General features: G+C 70.8%; 17 protein-coding genes and 2 pseudogenes. 11 read left to right on the forward strand and 8 right to left on the reverse strand.

Features of this window, described 5'->3' with window-relative positions; translation table 11 throughout:
- Positions 1 to 14: 14 nt before the first annotated feature.
- Positions 15 to 614 (reverse strand): TetR/AcrR family transcriptional regulator, encoded by a 600-nt coding sequence (locus CRYAR_RS20160; protein WP_035852988.1) that lies wholly within the window; start codon positions 612 to 614, stop codon positions 15 to 17.
- A gap of 74 nt (positions 615 to 688) precedes the next feature.
- On the opposite strand from CRYAR_RS20160, the gene CRYAR_RS20165 reads away from it, so the two are divergent.
- The 5 genes from CRYAR_RS20165 to CRYAR_RS20185 are packed head-to-tail and all read left to right on the forward strand — an operon-like array spanning position 689 to position 5909.
- Entirely contained in the window at positions 689 to 2017 is a 1329-nt protein-coding gene (locus CRYAR_RS20165; RefSeq protein WP_035852989.1) for a cytochrome P450, read from the forward strand.
- Positions 2018 to 2042: 25 nt separating this feature from the next.
- The gene (locus CRYAR_RS20170; RefSeq protein WP_211247550.1) at positions 2043 to 3500 is read left to right on the forward strand and encodes an FAD-binding protein; all 1458 of its coding nucleotides are present in this window, start codon (positions 2043 to 2045) and stop codon (positions 3498 to 3500) included.
- Positions 3501 to 3522: 22 nt separating this feature from the next.
- Positions 3523 to 4698 carry a cytochrome P450 gene (locus tag CRYAR_RS20175; RefSeq protein ID WP_245620482.1) on the forward strand — a complete coding sequence of 392 codons (1176 nt, stop codon included), beginning with the start codon at positions 3523 to 3525 and terminating at the stop codon, positions 4696 to 4698.
- 30 nt (positions 4699 to 4728) lie between these two features.
- Positions 4729 to 5559, forward strand: a complete 831-nt coding sequence (locus tag CRYAR_RS20180) for an NAD(P)-dependent oxidoreductase (protein WP_035852991.1) — start codon at positions 4729 to 4731, stop codon at positions 5557 to 5559.
- Positions 5556 to 5909 (forward strand): carboxymuconolactone decarboxylase family protein, encoded by a 354-nt coding sequence (locus CRYAR_RS20185; RefSeq protein WP_035852993.1) that lies wholly within the window; start codon positions 5556 to 5558, stop codon positions 5907 to 5909. Before CRYAR_RS20180 ends, CRYAR_RS20185 begins: the two co-directional genes overlap by 4 nt.
- A 136-nt stretch (positions 5910 to 6045) precedes the next feature.
- Here the strand turns inward: CRYAR_RS20185 and CRYAR_RS20190 are convergent, their stop codons facing one another.
- Positions 6046 to 6744, reverse strand: a complete 699-nt coding sequence (locus CRYAR_RS20190) for an EthD domain-containing protein (RefSeq protein WP_035853003.1) — start codon at positions 6742 to 6744, stop codon at positions 6046 to 6048.
- A gap of 88 nt (positions 6745 to 6832) precedes the next feature.
- Here CRYAR_RS20190 and CRYAR_RS20195 point away from each other — a divergent pair, with 88 nt between their 5' ends.
- The 6 genes and pseudogenes from CRYAR_RS20195 to CRYAR_RS49680 form a co-directional block, all read left to right on the forward strand.
- A complete protein-coding gene (locus CRYAR_RS20195) occupies positions 6833 to 7549 on the forward strand; it encodes an NUDIX hydrolase (protein WP_035853005.1) in 717 nt (238 codons plus the stop codon).
- A gap of 34 nt (positions 7550 to 7583) precedes the next feature.
- Positions 7584 to 8390, forward strand: a complete 807-nt coding sequence (locus tag CRYAR_RS20200; protein ID WP_211247551.1) for a 5'-methylthioadenosine/S-adenosylhomocysteine nucleosidase family protein — start codon at positions 7584 to 7586, stop codon at positions 8388 to 8390.
- 9 nt (positions 8391 to 8399) lie between these two features.
- Complete coding sequence (locus CRYAR_RS49010) at positions 8400 to 8690, forward strand: hypothetical protein (protein WP_211247552.1); 291 nt, start codon at positions 8400 to 8402, stop codon at positions 8688 to 8690.
- Complete coding sequence (locus CRYAR_RS20205) at positions 8687 to 10687, forward strand: hypothetical protein (protein WP_051570706.1); 2001 nt, start codon at positions 8687 to 8689, stop codon at positions 10685 to 10687. The genes CRYAR_RS49010 and CRYAR_RS20205 overlap by 4 nt, the downstream gene beginning before the upstream one ends.
- 50 nt (positions 10688 to 10737) lie before the next feature.
- A complete protein-coding gene (locus tag CRYAR_RS20210; RefSeq protein ID WP_035865385.1) occupies positions 10738 to 11595 on the forward strand; it encodes a TIGR03560 family F420-dependent LLM class oxidoreductase in 858 nt (285 codons plus the stop codon).
- A gap of 169 nt (positions 11596 to 11764) precedes the next feature.
- A pseudogene (locus tag CRYAR_RS49680) lies at positions 11765 to 11980 on the forward strand (transposase); the annotation flags it as partial.
- A 161-nt stretch (positions 11981 to 12141) separates the two neighbouring features.
- On the opposite strand, the pseudogene CRYAR_RS51335 reads toward CRYAR_RS49680, so the two are convergent.
- The 6 genes and pseudogenes from CRYAR_RS51335 to CRYAR_RS20235 form a co-directional block, all read right to left on the reverse strand.
- Positions 12142 to 12269: pseudogene (locus CRYAR_RS51335) on the reverse strand (transposase); the annotation flags it as partial.
- A gap of 739 nt (positions 12270 to 13008) precedes the next feature.
- Positions 13009 to 13992: a DUF3500 domain-containing protein gene (locus CRYAR_RS20215; protein ID WP_035865398.1), complete on the reverse strand. Its 984-nt coding sequence runs from the start codon at positions 13990 to 13992 to the stop codon at positions 13009 to 13011.
- Between the two features lie 11 nt (positions 13993 to 14003).
- The gene (locus CRYAR_RS20220; RefSeq protein ID WP_035853007.1) at positions 14004 to 14915 is read right to left on the reverse strand and encodes an aldo/keto reductase; all 912 of its coding nucleotides are present in this window, start codon (positions 14913 to 14915) and stop codon (positions 14004 to 14006) included.
- Positions 14912 to 15961: an ABC transporter permease gene (locus CRYAR_RS20225; RefSeq protein ID WP_035853010.1), complete on the reverse strand. Its 1050-nt coding sequence runs from the start codon at positions 15959 to 15961 to the stop codon at positions 14912 to 14914. The genes CRYAR_RS20220 and CRYAR_RS20225 overlap by 4 nt, the downstream gene beginning before the upstream one ends.
- Complete coding sequence (locus CRYAR_RS20230) at positions 15951 to 17420, reverse strand: sugar ABC transporter ATP-binding protein (protein ID WP_035853015.1); 1470 nt, start codon at positions 17418 to 17420, stop codon at positions 15951 to 15953. Before CRYAR_RS20230 ends, CRYAR_RS20225 begins: the two co-directional genes overlap by 11 nt.
- Complete coding sequence (locus CRYAR_RS20235; RefSeq protein WP_035853019.1) at positions 17410 to 18450, reverse strand: sugar ABC transporter substrate-binding protein; 1041 nt, start codon at positions 18448 to 18450, stop codon at positions 17410 to 17412. The genes CRYAR_RS20230 and CRYAR_RS20235 overlap by 11 nt, the downstream gene beginning before the upstream one ends.
- Positions 18451 to 18474: the final 24 nt, after the last annotated feature.

Here is an 18474-nt window from a genome sequence, read left to right on the forward strand (position 1 = left end):
GACGTCGCGGTCGCTCAGGTGTCGTAGAGGCCCAGCAGGGCGCGGGACGCGGCGGCGACGATCTCGTCGGCGGTCGCGTCGACGGTGCCGTCCAGCCAGGCGGTGACGAGCTCGGCCATGCCGCCGATGAACAGGAGCCCGGCCACCTCGTCCACCCGGGCCCCGAGCAGCCGCTGCGCCTCGATCGCGGACTGGTGGGCGAGGTAGCGCAGCAGCTCGGTGCGGCGCTGCCGGAGCTTCGGCACGGCCACCGACTCCACGATCGCGACGCGGCCCTTGCGCGGATCGTCGAGCAGGAGTTCCACGAACGCCCGCACGGCGGCGTGCACCCGCTCGGCCGGGCCACCCTCGGCGGCCTCCGCGGCCCGGCGGCTCGTCGTCTCGATCTCGGCCGCGATGTCGTTCATCACGGCCTCGAGCAGCGCGTCGAGCCCGGTGAAGCTCTCGTAGAAGTAGCGCTCGCTCAGGCCGGCCTCGGCGCAGACGGCGGTCATCGTCGTCCGGACCCCGGGGTCGGCCCAGATCGTCAGGCCGGCCGCGAGCAGCCTGGTACGGCGCTCGGCGACCCGGTCGGCGGCGCTGACCCCGCGGTAGACCCCTGCGCGCACCGCCATGGACCGATCCTAGCGAGCTAATTGACAGGGAGCCCTTCCTGAATCACGCTGGGACGGCCTGGGGAGGTGAGCCAATGACGGCTGAAGCCCTACCGATCCCGCCGTTGCGACGGGACGACCGCGGTCTCCCGTTCGTCGGGCGGGTGCTCGACTACGCCAAGGATCCGGTCGGCCTGTTCCGCCACCACTACGAGCGCTACGGCCCGGTCGCGCCCTGGTACGCGCTCGGGCGCACGTCGGTGATGCTGCTCGGCCCGGACGCGTGCGGCGAGGCCCTCCAGAACCGCGACAAGGCGTTCGCCAACGGTCCGGCCTGGTCGCAGCTGGTCGGGCCGTTCTTCCGTCGCGGCCTCATGCTGCTCGACTTCGACGAGCACAAGGGGCACCGCCGGATCATGCAGGAGGCCTTCACCCGGCCCCGGCTGGAGAGCTACACCCGCCGGCTGCACCCGGCCATCGAGACCGGCCTGGCCGGCTGGAACGCCGACCGGGAGTTCCCCTCGTACTGGCGGCTCAAGCAGCTCACGCTCGACATCGCCGCCGACCTCTTCATGGGCGGCGCGCAGGACACCAGCCGGGCCGAGATGGACCGGGTGAACAAGGCGTTCATCGCCTGCGTCCAGGCCGCCGCCGGCATCGTCCGCGCCGACGTGCCGTTCACCCGCTGGGGCAAGGCCTACCGGGGCCGGAAGGTGCTGGAGAAGTTCCTGCGCCACTACCTGCCGGTCAAGCGGGCCCAGCAGACCGACGACATCTTCTCGGTGCTGTGCCACATCGAGACCGAGGACGGCGACCGCTTCTCCGACGACGACGTCGTCAACCACATGATCTTCCTGATGATGGCCGCGCACGACACCTCGACGGTCACGACCTCGACGATCCTGCAGTACCTCGGGCAGCACCCCGCCTGGCAGGAACGCTGCCGGGAGGAGTCGCTCGCGCTCGGCCCGGAGCCGACGATGGCCGAGCTCGAGGGCCTCGTCGCGCTGGACCTGGTGATGAAGGAGGCGCTGCGCCTGCGGGCACCGGTGCCGGTGCTGGTCCGGTACACGGTCCGGGACACCGTCGTGCAGGGCGTCCGGATCCCGGCCGGGACCAGCGCGGCGCTGGGGCTCCAGTTCACCCATCTGATGGAGGACTACTGGAGCAACCCGACGGCGTTCGACCCCGAGCGGTTCACGCCCGAGCGCCGCGAGGACCGGTCGCACCGGTTCGCCTGGGAGCCGTTCGGTGGCGGCGTCCACAAGTGCATCGGGCTGTACTTCGCCGGGCTGGAGGTCAAGGCGATCATGCACCGGCTGCTGCGTGAGCACCGCTGGACGGTCGACCCGGCCTACGAGCCACCGCTGGACAACCACTCGCTCCCGTTCCCCAAAGACGGGCTGCCGATCGCGCTAGCCTAGCGAGAACTCGTTCTAGTTCTCGGAGGTGCGCGTGGACGCGGTGCCGGCGGTGGGTGCGCACGAGGTGAGCGCGTGGTCGGACGAGGTCGACGTGCTCGTCGTCGGGGCGGGCATGGCCGGCGTCAGCGCCGCGATCGACGCGGCCACCGCCGGTGCCCGGGTACTCGTCGTCGACCGGGGTGGGCGTCTGACCTGCACCAGCGCGATGTCGGGCGGGCACTTCTACCTCGGCGGCGGCACCGCGGTGCAGCAGGCCACCGGCTGGGAGGACACCCCGGCCGACATGGCCGCCTACCTGCGCGCGATGTCGCCGTCGTGCGATCCGGAGAAGATCCGGCTCTACGCGGCCGACAGCGTCGAACACTTCGGCTGGCTGGAGTCGCTCGGGTTCGCGTTCGAGCGCTCCTACTACCCGCACAAGGCCGTGGTGCAGCCCGGGACGCAGGGCCTGATGTTCACCGGCAACGAGAAGTGCTGGCCGTTCACCGAGATCGCCCGGCCGGCGCCCCGGGGCCACAAGCCGCCGTTCGAGGGCGACATGGGCGGCGGGGGCTTCGTCGTCGAACTGGCCTTGGCGAAGCTCGACGCGCTGGGCGTGGAGGTCCGGTACGACACCGGTGCGACCGGGCTGGTGGTCGACGGCGACGCCGTCACCGGCGCCACCTGGCGGCGGTTCGACGAGGCCGGGGCGATCCGGGCCCGCAGCGTCGTGCTCGCGGCCGGCGGGTTCGTGCTCAACCCCGCGATGGTCGAGACCTACGCGCCGCGGCTCGGGGCGCTCTTCGCCCGGGGCATGGCCCTCGGCAACACCTACGACGACGGGCTGGGCATCCGGCTCGGCGAGTCGGTGGGCGGCGTGGCCGACCACATGGAGGGCGCGTTCTTCACCGCGCCGTTCTATCCGCCCGAGGGCAACGTGCGCGGCGTCGTCGTCAACGCCGCCGGCCGCCGGTTCGTCAACGAGGACGCCTACCACTCGCGGGTGGCGGCCTACGTGTTCGACCAGCCCGGCCAAGCCGCGTACCTGATCCTCGACGCGGCGACGATGGAGCGGCCCGGCTACGGCTTCCAGCCGCTCGTCGACGGCTGGGAGACGATCCCGGAGATGGAGGCCGGGCTCGGCCTGCCCGCCGGTTCGCTGGTGGAGACCCTGGGCGCGTACAACGCGGCCGCCCCGGAGGACCCGGCGTTCCACAAGGCCTCCGAGTACGTCGTCCCGCTCGACCAGGGCCCCTGGGGGGCGTACGACCTCACGCCCGGCGCGTGTTTCTACTCCGGGTTCAGCTGCGGCGGCCTGCGGGTGACACCGGACGGCCAGGTGCTGCGCTCCGACGGCTCGGTGGTGGCCGGCGCCTACGCGGCCGGGGCGTGCGCGTCGAACATCGCGGTGGACGGGCGCGGTTACTCCTCGGGCACGCAGCTGGGGGAGGCGTCGTACTTCGGCCGGCGTGCCGGACGTCACGCGGCCCTTGCCCGCGCATGAGAACACGTTCTATTTTGGGGTGGTGCTGGACTTCGACCCGTACGACCACCGGCTCCAGGACGACCCCTACCCGGTCTACGCGCACCTGCGGCGCGAGGCCCCGCTCTACCACCACGCCGAGCACGACTTCTACGTCCTGTTCCGGCACGCGGACGTCGACGCCGCGCTGCGCGCCGACGGGGTCTACAGCAACCGGATGGGCGTGACGCTCGACGCCAGCGCCTGGAACCCGCACGCGCACCTGGTGATGTCGTTCCTCGCGCTCGACCCGCCCGAGCAGACGCGGCTGCGCCGGCTCGTGTCCCGGGGCTTCACGCCGCGGCGGGTCGCGGAGCTCGAACCGCGGATCCAGCGCATCACCGAGCAGTACCTCGACGAGCTCGACGGCTCGTTCGACTGGATCGCCGACCTCGCCGGCCGGGTGCCGATGGACGTCATCTCGGAGATGCTCGGCGTCCCGGAGTCCGACCGGGCCGAGGTGCGCCGGCTGGCCGACCTGCTCGTGCAGCGGGAGGACGGTCTGCGTGACGTGCCGCCGGCCGGTATCGAGGCCTCGTTCCAGCTGCTGGAGTACTACCGGGACCTGGTCGCCGCGCGCCACCGGCGGCCCGCCGACGACCTCACGTCGGCGCTGATCGCGGCCGAGTCCGACGGCGACCGGATGACCGACGACGAGGTCGTCGCGTTCCTGTTCCTGATGGTCGTGGCCGGCAACGAGACGACGACGAAGCTGCTGGGCAACGCGATCTACCACCTCCGGGACGACACCGGGCGGGTCTTCGCCGACCCGGGCCTGATCCCCGGCTGGATCGAGGAGACGCTGCGCTACGACACGTCCACCCAGCTGCTGGCGCGGTACGTGGTCGCGGACGTGACCCTGCACGGCGTCACGGTTCCGGCGGGGTCGCAGCTGCTCGTCGCGCTGGGGTCGGCGAACCGCGATCCGGCGGTCTTCACCGCACCCGACTCGTTCGACCTCACCCGGGGCCGCGACGAGCTGTCGAAGATCCTCAGCTTCGGCGGCGGCCGGCACTTCTGCCTCGGAGCGAGCCTGGCCCGGCTGGAGTCCGCGGTCGTGCTCCGCGAGGTGGTGCGCCGCCTGCGTACCGTCGAGGTGGACCATGAGAACTGCGTGCGGTTCTACTCGTCGAACGTGCGCGGGTTCGCCGCCGTGCCGGTGACGGCCGGTGCCCGATGACGGCCGGTGCCCGATGACGGCCGGTGTCCGGTGACAGCGCCGGTGGGGTTCGTCGGGCTGGGCTCGATCGGGGCGCCGATGGCGCGGCGCCTGCTCCGCTGGCCCGGCGGGCTGGTGGTCCACGACGTCGATCCGCGCGCGTGCGCGGCGGTGAAGGGCGCGGAGGTGGCCACCGGCGTCGCCGAGTTGGCGTCCCGCGTCGGCTTCGTGTCGGTGATGGTGCGCGACGACGACCAGGTGCGTGACGTGGTCGGGCAGATCGTCGCGTCGGGGGCGAGGCCGCTGGTGGCCGTCCACTCGACGGTGGCCCCGCCGACGCCGGCCGCGCTCGCGTCCGCGGCCGGTCCGCGGATCCTCGACGCGCCGGTCAGCGGCAGCGTGATCGGCGCCGACGCCGGAACGCTGGCCTTCATGGTCGGCGGCACCGCCGAGGACTTCGCCGCCGCGAAGGACGTGCTGGCGTTGATGGGAACCCGGATCGTCCACGCCGGACCGGTCGGCGCGGGCACCGCGATGAAGCTGGCCCGCAACCTCCTCCAGTTCGTCTCGTTCACCGCCGCGTTCGAGGCGCAGCGGCTGGCGTCGGCCGCGGGCCTGGACGTGCGGGCCCTGGGCGAGGTGGTCCGGCACACCGACGCGGTGACCGGCGGGCCCGGCTCGGTGCTGCTGCGGGGCTCCAGCGAGCCGCTGACGCCCGACGATCCCTGGACCGGCGTCTTCACGCACGTACGCACGCTCGGTGAGAAGGACCTCGGCTTCGCGGTGGAGCTCGCGGCCCAGCTCGACGTCGACGTTCCGCTCGCGCGGTACGCCCTCGCCCATCTCGGCCGTGCGCTCGGCCTCCCGGAGGTTGCCCCGTGACCGACGACCGCCGCCGCGGCCTGGAAACCATGGCCCAGGTGTACGGCTTCGAACTCCAGGACGGCGACGGGGACTTCTGGCGCTACACCGTCGACCACCTCTTCGCCGACATCTGGAACCGGCCGGGCCTGAGCATCCGCGACCGCCGGCTGCTGATCATCGGCGCGCTCGCCGCGACCGGCACGCTCGACGTGCTGGGGATCCAGCTGCCGGCTGCCTACCGCAACGGCGAGCTCACCGAGGAACAGCTGCGCGAGATCGTGATCTTCCTGAGTCACTACGTCGGCTGGCCCACCGGCGCCAAGCTGAACACGCTGGTGGAGCAGGTGATCACGGGTCACGCCGGCTGAACGCCGCCGCCGCCAGAGCCCGCGTGGCGGCCGTCGTGACGCCCAGGACGCCGAACCCGGCCGGCGGCGACAGCCCGCCGGGGTTCACCTGAGCGATCCGCTGACCGGCGGCCGTCGGCCACCAGGTGATCCCGGCCTACGAGTCGCGCCTGGTCGAACCCGGCTGGAGAGCCCAGCGGTACCGGCTGGTGGGGACGAGGTCCAGGCCCTGGTCGGCGCCGAAGCGGGCGCAGCTGGCCAGCAGCTCGGTGGTGCGGCGGCGCAGCTCGGCCTCGTCGCCGCGGCTGTCGTAGAACGCGTGCGGATCGGTGAGCGCGTCCATCGGGAAGTGCTCCTCGACGATCGCGGCGACCGGCGGCGAGGCGGCGGTCAGCGCCTCCTCGACCACGTTCTGGACGTAGCAGACCGTGCCCTGCGTCCGGATCGCGATCGGCGTGTGGTGCACCATCCAGTACTCCAGGTACTGCTCCCGCGTCATCGACGCCGGCCGGCGCAGCAGCGCTACCTGCGCGAGCACGTCGGCACGCTCCCCGTCGGGCACCGGCGCCGGATCGAGCCGCACGCGTTCGCTCACCCGGTACGCGTGCGGCTCCGCATCACCGGCCGCGGCCGCCACGGTCGCCACGACGGCCCCCGGATCACCGTGGGTCCAGACGCTGACGAGCGCGGTGATCGGCGCCCCAGGCCCGAACCGCAACGCGGGCGCGACCGCCTCGTCGTCGACGTTGACCTGCAGCGCCGTAGCCCCGACGGACCCGAGCGCTTCGCGGAGCGTGTGGGCCGACAGACGCGGACCGGGATCGGCGCCGTGCACCGCGACGATGAGCTTCCGCACCTCGCGAACCTAGCAACAGTGATGCGCTTTCGTACCACATTGGAGGCAAAGGCTTCCTGTCGGTCTGACAAAAAGCTAGCCTGGCTGCGTGAACGCCGAACAATGGCAGCCCCCGCCGGTCCTTCTCGCGGTGGACCTCCTCATCCTCACCCTGCGTGACTCGCGGCTCCAGGCGCTGCTGGTCGAGCGTGGCGTCGATCCGTTCATCGGTCGGATGGCCCTACCCGGCGGCTTCCTCCGTGACGCGGGCGAGGGCCTCGGCGCGGCTGCCGAGCGTGAATTGCGGGAGGAGGCGGGGCTCGACGCCGGGGCCCTGCACCTCGAACAACTCGGGGTCTACGGCGAACCTGACCGGGATCCGCGCGGACGGGTTGTGTCCGTGGCGTACCTGGCGATCACACCGCGGTTGCCGGATCCGATCGCTGGGTCGGATGCGGCGGAGGCGCGGTGGTGCTCAGTGGACGAGATCGCGCGTGGCGACATTCCACTCGCTTTCGACCACGCGGACATCCTGGCCGACGGCGTCGACCGGGCCCGCTCGAAGATCGAATCGACAGCACTCGCCACCGCCTTCTGTGGCGACGAGTTCACGATTCCTGAGCTGCAGCAGGTCTACGAGGCGGTGTGGGGAGCGCCCGTCGATCCACGCAACTTCTATCGCAAGGTCAAAGCCGCGGCGGGTCTTCTTGCGCCGGCGGACACGTCACCGCGAAAGCCCGAGACCGGTCGACCGGCGCGCTTGTACCGCGCAGGTCCGGCCACCGTGATCCATCCGCCGATCCTGCGTTCGGTGGCACTCGCGTAACCGGAGGGAGCGACCCATGAGCACATCGCCGGTGGTGATCCTGACCGCGCTCGACGTGGAGTACGAGGCAGTGCGGGCCCATCTGATCGGTCCACGATCCTATCGGAGCGTCACCGACACCGAGTTCGAGGTCGGCCGCACCGCGGGCGGCCACCAAGTCGTGCTGGCGCTCGCAGGACGAGGGAACCAGGCGGTCGCCGTGATCGGCGAACGGGCCATCAATGCGTTCCATCCGGCTGCGATCCTGTTCAGCGGTATCGCCGGTGGTATTCAACCGCAGCTGAGTCTGGGCGACGTGGTCGTGGCCACCCACGTGTACCCCTACCACGGTGCCACGAGTGCTGGGAGCGGGCTGCAAGCGAGACCGCACACGCTGCAGATCCAGCACGGCGCCGACCAGGTCGCTCACCGGGTGGCCCGCGCGGGCACATGGGCGAATCCGAAGCTCAGCGGTAGGCCGACGGTGCGATTCGGTCCGATCGCCGCCGGGGAGGTCGTGCACTACGCCAGCGAGTCCGACCAGATGCGCTGGATCCGGCAGCACTACAACGACGCGGTGGCCGTCGAGACCGAGGGCGCCGGGATCGCCCAGGCCGCCCATCTCACCCGGTCGCTGCCGGTCGTAGTGATCCGCGGTATCAGTGACCTCGCCGACGACACCAAGCAAGCGACCGACCGCGCCGGTTGGCAGGCCGTGGCTGCGGCGAACGCGGCTGCGTTCACCCTCACGCTGGCCGACGAACTCGCGCGACGCCGCACCGACCGATCGGCCATCTCGGAGGAGCGTTCCATGAACCTGTCGAACAAGAACATCGCCAAGAACAGCACGGTCGGCATCTAAGGCCAGGTGGTGACGAATGCCCAGGTGGCCTTGTCCCACTCGGGGAGCGACGTCCGCGAGCAGATCACATCGTTGAGTGCCGGCCTCCGAGCGGCCCACGAGCAGGGCCGGCTGGACGACGACCTGTACGAGGCCGCACGAACCGAAGTAGGCACGGCCGACGCGGCCGCGAAAGACGGCCCGACCGGCCGCGGTCGGCTCGTGATCGCGCTGAAGCGGCTGAGCGGCCTGGTCTCCGGTTTCACGGACCTGAGCACCGCGGTGGCCGCGGTCATCGCGTTGGCCGAGAACCGGCCGTGAACACAAACGTCGCCAAGGACTCGCTCGTCGGTGTGCAAGCGCAGAACATCTACGCGGAGGATGTCGAAGCGACGGTCGTCCACGGTGACTTCAACCGGTACGAGCTCGGTCCGGACGATCCGCCCGAGAAGGAATTCGGGATCGGTGTCGCCCAGCTCGACGACGGCACGCCGCACACCGCGCTGGACACCATCTCGCGAGCACGCGCGCGCGGCTTACTGAACAACTCCGTGCGATTCCATTGGCTACTCGCGTTCTTCAGCGGCCGGACGGTCCACCAGCTGGATGAACACGAGGTGCGACGACTTCAGCTGGCGCAGGAGTGGATTCAGCCGGAGGGCGACGACGAATGGGCGGAGGGCCTCCGCACGATCGAGAATCTGTTGAACAATCCTGGCGACCGCGCCTGTGCGGCGAAGGAGATCGAGACCCTGCCGGACGTACCGCGCCGCAAGATTCTGCGGCACCTCGAGCTTCTACTGGAAGGGGCGAGCCGCGACGCCCTGTGGGAGGCGACGGCCGCGCAAGCCAGAGCGGATCAATTCGCGAACGACCGGACCGAACGCGTCTGGAAGTTCTTCGAAGCGGATCCGGTGCGACCGCGACCCGCGCCCATGGAGCCGGGACCTGCGCGGATTGCGCTCGTGAAGGCGGCGGCCGCGTGCGCGTTGTTCACCAGTGGAGCCGGGTATCTGGCGTGGATCGCGCTTCGAACGCAGCCGTGGAGCGCGATCCTGCCGATCCTCGCGGTCGCACTGGGGGTCTTCGCCTACGCCTCCGGAACGGCCGACTGGCGGATTCATCGCACCCGACCGGACGTGCGCGCGGCACAGTACCGATACCGCCCGCGGACCGAAGTGGAACTGCTGCCCGAGCTCACGCGCGTGGGCTTCACCCGGCAGATCGACCGCTACTTCGCTCAGTACTTCCGCGAACACATGCCGGCGGACGCGGACGCATCGCACTGGTCGAGCAGGACCGCAGCGGTGCGGCGGAAGATGCGCAACGACATCGTGCGGCAGTACCGCGAGTCCCGGGTGTCGGCGGAGCGGTTGCGGTGGCTCGTCGAATTCCGGGCTGAGGACGTCGCTCGGCGCTACCGAGACGGCACCCTACCGGGGTACGCGAAACGATTCCGCGCGATCACCGCACTTGCTCTTCTCCTGCTGGGCGGTGTGCTGCTGGCCTTCGGCGGAGGCCTGTTGATCTGGCTCGCCGTGTCCGGAGAGCCCCTGCGCGGTCTGGTCGCCGTGCTGTGCGCCCTTGGCAGTGGGGTGCTCGCGGCTCGATGGGGAATCCGGGTCGCGGTGGACAAAAGGCTGGTGGCCGCGGAGAACGCCGAGGCGGTGGCGCAGTTCGCTCGTGACCTCGTGGAGTACCGCAGGTGGAACGACGTTCTGCGGGATCGTCCGACCGATCCGGAGATGGCCGCCTGGCTGGACTGCGACCGCAAGCTGCTGATCACGGCGGCGCTGGAGCGGTACAAGCTCCTTCCCAGCCAGGTGATCGCCCACGCGGTACTCGAAGCGAAGGCGGAATCGTCGCGCCGGCGGGCCCGGATGCGTCGGGGGACGTGGCGGTACGAGCGCTACAGCGTGCGTGTCTTCCTGCTCACACATGACGGCGTGCGCCAGGTCGCCGCGGAGATCGACCTCGCGAGAGCGACCCGCCGCACCCGTCAGCGGGCGAACTATCGTTTCGACGCGATCGCGTCCGTGCAGGTGACCGAGACCGATGCGCGGGGCCAGATCTTCGAGTTGACGCTAATCAACGGGGACCCGATCAAGGAGGAGGTGGTCGCCTCGGAGGTTCCCGACGAGGACCACCTGGACGCGGACATCGCGCGCGAGTTGACGTTGGATTCCGCCGGCTTGAACAACACTCTGCACGTATTGGAAGGTATCGCTGCAGAAGGCAAGGAGTGGGCGCGCCAGCGCAGCCGGGGCACGTACCGCAATGACGCTCTCCGGAGTCTCTTCGGAAGCGCAGAAGGCTAGCGCGGGGCGTTGACTTCGAGCGCGCTCTAGGTCGTAGCGTCGGTGCCATGATCGAACTCGGACTGCACATCGCTGACTTCACCTGGGACTCCGGTCCGGCGCAGCTTCGTCGCGCGCTGGCCGAGCACGTGCGGGAGGCCGAGGCGGCCGGAGTCACGCGGATCACGGTCATGGACCACTTCTGGCAGATCCAGGGCGTCGGCCCGGCTGAGCACGAGATGCTCGAGGCGTACACCACGCTGGGCTTCCTCGCGGCGCACACCGAGAAGGCCCGGCTCTCGACGCTGGTCACCGGCGTCATCTACCGCGAGCCCGCGCTGCTGGCCAAGCAGATCTCGACGCTCGACGTGCTCACCGGCGGGCGCGCCGGGCTGGGCATCGGCGCCGCCTGGAACGAGGACGAGTCGCGCGGACTCGGGTTCGCGTTCCCCTCGGTGACCGAGCGGTTCGAGCGGCTCGAGGAGGCCCTGCGCATCTGCCTGCAGATGTGGTCGGACTCCGAGGAGCCGTTCGACGGCAAGTGGTACCAGCTGGGGCGCACGCTCAACTCGCCGCAGAACCTGCAGTCGCGCCCGCCGATCATGATCGGCGGCGGGGGCGAGAAGCGCACGTTGCGGCTGGTCGCCCAGTACGCCGACCAGTGCAACATCGCCGGCGACGCGGAGACCGTGACCCACAAGCTCGACGTGCTGCGCCGCCACTGCGACGACGTCGGCCGCGACTACGACACGATCGAGAAGACCACGATCTTCGGCATCGACCCCACCACCACCGCCGACGACATCGTCCGCGACGCGAGCGCGATGCGCGACCTCGGTTTCACGGCCGCGTACGGCTACGCCCACGACGTCACCGACCGCAAGTCGATAGTCGACCTGTTCGCGACGGCCGTCCCGAAGCTCTCCTAGGACCGGGCTCACCGTCGACGCCTCCCGCGCCGGGCAACGCCCCGGCCGGCGGGCCACCCGCGGGGCGGCGTCGTCGGTGGGACGGCTGAGGCGGCTGAGTCCGCTAGGGCCTGTCCTCAAAGTGGGTGCTGCTGAGTAGTGGTGCTGGCTGGTTGGATGTCGGTTTGTGGTGCGTAGGCATGAGCTGCCTGACGAGCAGTGGCAGGCGATTGCTGCGTTGTTGCCGGCGTCGGGTGCGTCGGGTCGTCCGCGCGTGGACGACCGACGGGTGATCAACGGGATGTTGTTCAATGCCAAGACCGGGGTGGCGTGGCGGGATCTGCCGGAGCGGTACGGGCCGTGGAAGACCGTCCACAACCGGTTCTGGCGGTGGTCGCGCAACGGCGCTCGACGGCGTTGCGGCGGCGGTGGGCGACCCGGTCGAAGACTGGTGGCCGCCCACCGGTCCGGCCGCGGTGCTGTCGCAGGTAAGCATGGATCGCGCGGCTGGAGTAGCCCTGTCAGCCAGCACCCGGATCGGCCGGGCTGCGGAAACGACACACCCGTCATCACCTGCTCGAACACAGTGCAATCATTGACGTTCCCGCCGGTCAAACACCACCGTCAGCGGCTGGCGCGCCCGTCGCAGGCGCATGCAGCTTCGTCGAAGCCCCGCCGCGGGACCGGTCGATGGCATGGTCTCCTGGCTCGCTCTGCCCGCGGCCGCTCACACGGGCCCCCGCGCCGGGCAGATCCGGCCGCACCCGGCTGGCTCGGCGCGGGGGAGATCCGGCCGCACCTGTCGCGCCCGGCGGCGTGCTGATGAGCACGCACGATGCTGGAATCGACCGACACTTCACGGTCGAGTTCGACGGTAGCCCCTCCCGAACCCCCTGCACGAGCAGCGTGAGGGCAGGTCCTAGGGGCGGTTGAGGCAGCTGTGGCGGGTGGGACGTACAGGGCCGAAACGGCTAGGTACCAGTCGCTAGGCGTGCGGCATTCGGCCTGGCCCTCCGCCCTCAGCGGCTCCGATCGGCCGCTGACGACTTCCCGGACGGCCTCCCGAGCGGCGCTCCTGTCGCGCAGCACTCGGCTGACTGCCGCGCCGGCGCCGGCGCCGACGCCGAGTTCGGGCATCGCCCACTACGCCCATTACGGCGGCAACCTCGCCGAGCAGATCGGCGAACACAGTGGCTCCCTGGAGAACCACGCCGATCCCGCCGCTCCCGGCCGTCAACGCTCCGGCCGTCAACGCACCGGCCGTCAACGCACCGGTGGCCCCGAGCGCGATCACGCGGCGCCACCCCGATGCACCCCGATCACCACCAGGCCGCGGACACCCGGATCGATCCCGTCGAATACCGCCCCGACCGGCCAGGACCTCGCCGCCTCGCGAACCCCCGACGTCGCCACGATCGACGAAAAGCCCACAAACTAGGCGCGGTGATGCGCGGCTATGTGGTTACGGAGCACGTCGTCGCCGAAGTCGCCTTCCGGATCCCGCCACACCGTATGGATGTGGTTCGCGTCGCGTTGTGTGTTGTCGTACTCGGCGAGCAGCCGCGGCCCCTGCAGGCGGTAATAGTGCGGCTGCCGGCGCTCCGTGCCCCCGGCCCACGCGAAGTGCACGGCCCCCAGCCGGTCACCGGCGAACTTCGCTGCTTCCCGCTCCGCCAGCTCGGCCGGGATCCGGTCGAGGAAAACACCAAGCACACGACGCAGCTGGTCGCGCTGCGGCTCCGTTAACGCCGTCGCGGGCAGGCCCTTCGCGAACGGGGTGAGGCTCAGCGGATCGGCGCCGGCGAAGCGCACGCGGGGCTGGTTGCGGCTGACGATGTCGTCCGGCGCCACGGTGGTGAGCAACGCGCGCGCGAACTGTTCCTCGTCGAGGGAGCGCACGAGGTCGCGCGCGAGATCCTCGGCCGCGCCGAGCGGCCGGAGGAGGTGCCCGCCGAGCAGCGGCGAGTCGGCCGGGTTGGCCCCGAGGAAACACGGCGTGCTGGCCCGCACCACGCCGTCGACGACCAGGTGGTGCACGGACACGTGGTGGCCGCCGAAGCGCCACGACCACGGGCCGGACCCGCCCGGCTCACCGAACACACGCACCCAGTACAGCTGCGGATCGCGCCGGCGTCGCGAGCCCCGGGTGACCACCCACCCTTCGTCGCGGTCGAGCAGGTTCTCCAGGCTGATGATCGTCGACGCGGTCGCGTACCCGGCGTCCGACAGCCCGGTGGCGAGCAGCCGCATCGCGAGGCTCTGCTGGGCCGCGCTCATCCGGCCCAGCGGCAGCCCTCCGTGGTCCACCGGCGTGTAGAACCACCGGTGCCGGTCCTCCTCGGAGGGCCACGGCAGCGCGGCCTGGGCCCGCTGCGTGTCGTCGAGCGAATCGAGCCATTCCTTCGCGGCGCTCACCATGCGTTGCACGGTCACCTATTCTGCGCGAGACCCACCGGCCAATCCACATCGTGCACCCCGGCGAGGATGGCGCGCACCTCGCCCAGCAACTGCTCGTCGAGCGGCCCGGTGGCCCAGCGCACGTTGCGGCGCACGGACTCGGGGTCGGCGGCGCCGACGATCGTCGAGGCCACCCCGGGCAGACCCACGGCGAAACGCAACGCCAGATCGACGATCGTCGTGCCCCGTTCCCGGCAGTGCGCCGCGGCTTCGGCGCAGGCGGCACGGACCGCCGCGGGGGCGGGGTGCCAGCCGGGCGGGCCGGCGTCGGTGAGCAGCCCCATGCTCAACGGCGAGGCGTTCAGCACGTCGACGCCGCGGTCGGCGAAGAACGGAAGGCGCTCGCCGAGCGTCGAGTTCTGCAGGGTGTAGTGGCAGTAGGAGAGGACCGTGTCGACGGGGACGCGCCCGGCGACCGACACCAGGGCCGGCAGCGGGTAGCCGGTGATCCCGACCGCCCCGACCAGGCCTTTCTCCTGCAGGCCGCGGAGCGCGGGCACGGTCTCGGTGACGATCCGGTCGAGGTCGCCGAACTCGATGTCGTGGCACTGGATCAGGTCGACGTGGTCGGTGCGCAACCGGCGCAGGCTCTCCTCGACGCTGCGCACGACCCGCTCCGCGCTGAAGTCGAACTCGTCGACGTCGTAGCGCCCGGCCTTGGTGGCCAGTACGTACGCGTCGCGGGGGACCCCGCGCAACGCGTCGCCGAGTACGGTCTCGGCGGCGGTCCGGCCGTAGTACGGCGAGACGTCGATGAGCGTGATGCCCTCGTCGAGCGCGGTGCGGACGGTGGCGTGGGCGACCGCGGTGTCGATCGGGCCGTACTCGCCGCCGAGCGCGGCCGCGCCGAGACCCAGCGCGCTCAGCGGGAGGTCCGTGTTCATTCCTGGGCCCGGCCGCTGGTGATCCGCGAGATGATCAGCGCGCAGAGGATGATCGCGCCGTTGAGCGCGGCGATCCACTGGGCCGGGACACCCGCGAGCGTCAGCACGTTCTGGATGACGTAGAGCAGCAGGATGCCGGTGAACGCGCCGAACACCGTGCCCTTGCCGCCGTTGAGGCTGACGCCGCCGATCACCGCGGCGGCGAAGACCGTGAAGATCGCGCCGTTGCCCTGGGCGGCGGCCACCGACGCCAGCCGGCCCGAGAGCATGAGCCCGCCGAGCGCGGCGAGCACGCTGGCCAGCACCAGCACGATCCAGAGGACGCGGTCGGTGCGGATACCGGCGGCGCGGGCCGCGTCGGGGTTGCCGCCGATCGCGTAGAGCGAGCGCCCGACCCGGGTGTACCCGAGGGCGGCGATGCCGACCGCGAACAGCGCGAAACAGACGTAGACGCTCACCGGAACGCCCAGCCACACCGTGGAGCCGAGGTACATCATCGACGGCGGGAGCCCGAAGAACGTCTGGCCGCCGGAGATACCGGTGAGCAGGCCGCGCAGCACGATCAGCATGCCGAGCGTGACGACGAAGCCGTGCAGCCGGAACCGGACGATCAGCAACCCGTTGATCAGGCCGATCACCGCACCGGCGGCGAGCGTGATCGGCACCCCGGCCCAGTCCGGCACGGCGCCGAGGCCGTGGGTGACGCCGGGTTCGACGACGAGCCAGGCGGCGAGGCCGGGCGCGAGCCCGAACGTCGACTCCAGCGACAGGTCCATCTTGCCGGCGATCAGCACGAGGGTCTGGGCCAGCACCAGCAGGCCGATCTCGGCCATCGTCTGGAGGATGTTGACGAGGTTCGTCGAGCTGAGGAAGACCGGGTTCACGAAGTAGCCCACGATCGCGATCGCGATGATCGCGGGCACCAGCGCGAGATCACGCAACCGCGCGATCTGGAGCCTCCGCGTGCTCGCGCCGGGCCCGCCGGACTTCGGTGGCCGCGCGGGCGCGCCGGCCGAAGCGGCGGCGGCGGATGTGTCACTCGTCATCGAGGTCTAGCCCTTCCATCGCGGCGACCAGGTCGTGGTCGCTCCAGTCGCTGCCGAACTCGGCCACCTGCCGGCCCTGGAACAGGACCAGCACGCGGTCGCAGGTGCGCAGGTCGTCGAGCTCGTCGGACGCGACGAGCACACCGGCGCCGCCCTCCCGGACCCGGTCGACGACGCCGAGCAACGTCTCCTTCGAGCGGACGTCGACGCCGGCCGTCGGCTGGATCAGCACCAGCAGCTTCGGGTCGTTGGCCAGCGCCCGGCCCATCACGACCTTCTGCTGGTTGCCTCCGGAGAGCGCGGACACCGGCAGCTCGGGGCCGGGTGTCTTGACCGCGAGGTCCTCGATGAGCACGGAGGCCACGCGGTCGCGCCGCGTGCGCGAGATCATCCCGAACCGGCCGAGGCGGCGGGGGATCGTCATCGTGAGGTTCTCGGCGATCGACAGGTCGGACACGAACCCCTCGGTGTGCCGGTCCTGGGGGACGAGGCCGACGCCGGCGGCGAGCGAGGCGGGCACGCTCCCCGGTTTGAGCGGCCGGCCCGCCACCTCGATCGTGCCCGCCGGGGCGCGACGCAGCCCGACGACGGTCTCGGCGATCTCGCGTTTGCCGCTGCCGCCGCCCCCGGCGAGGCCGACGACCTCCCCGGCCCGGACCGTGAACGACACGCCGTCGAGGTCGCGGACCTCCAGCACGGCCGGGGTGTGCTCGGGCAGCGGCGGCCGCGACGGCCGTTCGGTGAGCGACGTCGCGTCGCCGGTCATCGCCGCGACCAGCTCGGTCGGCGCCACCTCCGAGACCTTCGCGGTGACGATGTGCTGAGCGTCGCGGAACACCGTCACCTCGTCGCAGACCCGGTAGATCTCCTCCAGGTGGTGGCTGATGAACAGGAACGTGATCCCGCGCTCCTGCAGGCCACGCATGCGGTCGAACAGCCGGTTGATCGCCGGGCCGTCCAGCTGCGCGGTCGGCTCGTCCAGGATGATGAACCGGGCGTCGTAGGAGAGCGCCCGCGCGATCTCGACCAGCTGGCGCTGCTCGACCGTGAGGTCACCGGCCGGCCGGGTGACGTCGACGTCGACGTCCCAGGTGGCGAGCAGCTCGGCGGCGTCGCGGCGCAGCGTCGGCCACTTGATCAGGCGGCCGGGCTGCCGGTTGAGGAACAGGTTCTCGGCCACGGTCAGCGTCGGGATGATCGTCGACTTCTGGTAGACGCAGGCGACGCGCTGCCGCCAGGCGTCGCGGTCGGCCAGCGCCGGTGCGGGCTCACCCGAGAACCGCACGGTCCCCGTGTCCGGTGCCTGGAGCCCGGTCAGGATGCTGACGAGCGTCGACTTGCCGGCGCCGTTGCGCCCCACGAGGGCGTGCGTGGCGCCGGCCCGCACGACGAGCCCGGCGTCACGAAGCGCCACGGTGGTCCCGTAACGCTTCGTGATTCCGGCGGCCTCAACTAACACTGTTGCCCCAGAGCGTCTTGTCGTCGAACTTCAGCGTCTTCTCGCCCGCGATCGTGGCGCCGTCGCGGGTCACCAGGGGCGCGGCCAGCTGGTCCTCGAGCACACCGTCGCGGACCTTGATGATCGTGCTGTCGTGGTCGGTGGGGCCGGGCTGGAACTTCTTGCCGGCGATCGCCTGCTGCACGTAGTAGAGGCCGTACTTCGCGTAGAGGTCGGCGGGCTGGGAGACCGTGGCGTCGATCTGACCGGCCTCGATGTCCTTGAGCTCCTCCGGGATACCGTCGTTGGAGACGATGAAGACGTGCTTCGGGTCCTCCGGGGCCACCAGCAGGTTGCGCTGCTTGAGCACCTGCAGGGTGCCGGAGAGCGCGAAGCTCGCCTGCATGTAGATGCCCTTGATGTCCGGGTGCGCGGCCAGCCGCGTCTGGAGCTGGTTGGCGGCGGTGGCGCCGTCCCACTTCGACGGTTCGGCGAAGACCGTGATGCCGGGGAAGTTCTTCTTCATGCACTCGTCGAAGGCCTCGGTGCGGTCCCGCCCGTTGATCGAGGCGACGTCGCCCATCAGCTCGACGACCTTGCCCTTACCCTGCAGCTTCGTGCCGAGGAACTGGCAGGCCTTCTCGCCGTAGGCGCGGTTGTCGGCGCGCACGACCATGAACACGTTGCCGGTGTCGGGCCGGGTGTCGATCGTGACGACCGGGATCTTCTTCGACTCCAGCTGCTGGAGCGTCGGGGCCACGGCCGCGGTGTCCTGCGGGGCCATGACGATGCCCTTCGCGCCCTGGCTGAGCAGGGTCTGCACGTTCGCGGTGAGCTTCGCGACGTCGTTCTCGGAGTTCGTCGTCTTGAGGTTCTTGATGCCGAGCTTCTCCGCCTCCTGCGGGCTGTAACGCACGTAGGCGTTCCAGAAGTCGGTGTCCGATCGGGGGTAGTCCGAGCCGATGACGGGATCGGTGCTCGTTCCGCCGCTGGAGGAGTTGCAGGCGGCGAGCACGGTCGCGGCAGCGGCGACGGCTAAGAGACGAAGCATTCGCACGGGTGACTCCTTCGTCGG

This window comes from Cryptosporangium arvum DSM 44712 (assembly GCF_000585375.1).
Lineage (GTDB): Bacteria > Actinomycetota > Actinomycetes > Mycobacteriales > Cryptosporangiaceae > Cryptosporangium > Cryptosporangium arvum.

Coding starts and splice junctions, on each gene's coding strand:
- CRYAR_RS20160 (WP_035852988.1), bottom strand. CDS start 614: ATGGCGGTGCGCGCAGGGGTCTACCGCGGGGTCAGCGCCGCCGACCGG.
- CRYAR_RS20165 (WP_035852989.1), top strand. CDS start 689: ATGACGGCTGAAGCCCTACCGATCCCGCCGTTGCGACGGGACGACCGC.
- CRYAR_RS20215 (WP_035865398.1), bottom strand. CDS start 13,992: ATGGTGAGCGCCGCGAAGGAATGGCTCGATTCGCTCGACGACACGCAG.
- CRYAR_RS20220 (WP_035853007.1), bottom strand. CDS start 14,915: ATGAACACGGACCTCCCGCTGAGCGCGCTGGGTCTCGGCGCGGCCGCG.
- CRYAR_RS20225 (WP_035853010.1), bottom strand. CDS start 15,961: ATGACGAGTGACACATCCGCCGCCGCCGCTTCGGCCGGCGCGCCCGCG.
- CRYAR_RS20235 (WP_035853019.1), bottom strand. CDS start 18,450: ATGCTTCGTCTCTTAGCCGTCGCCGCTGCCGCGACCGTGCTCGCCGCC.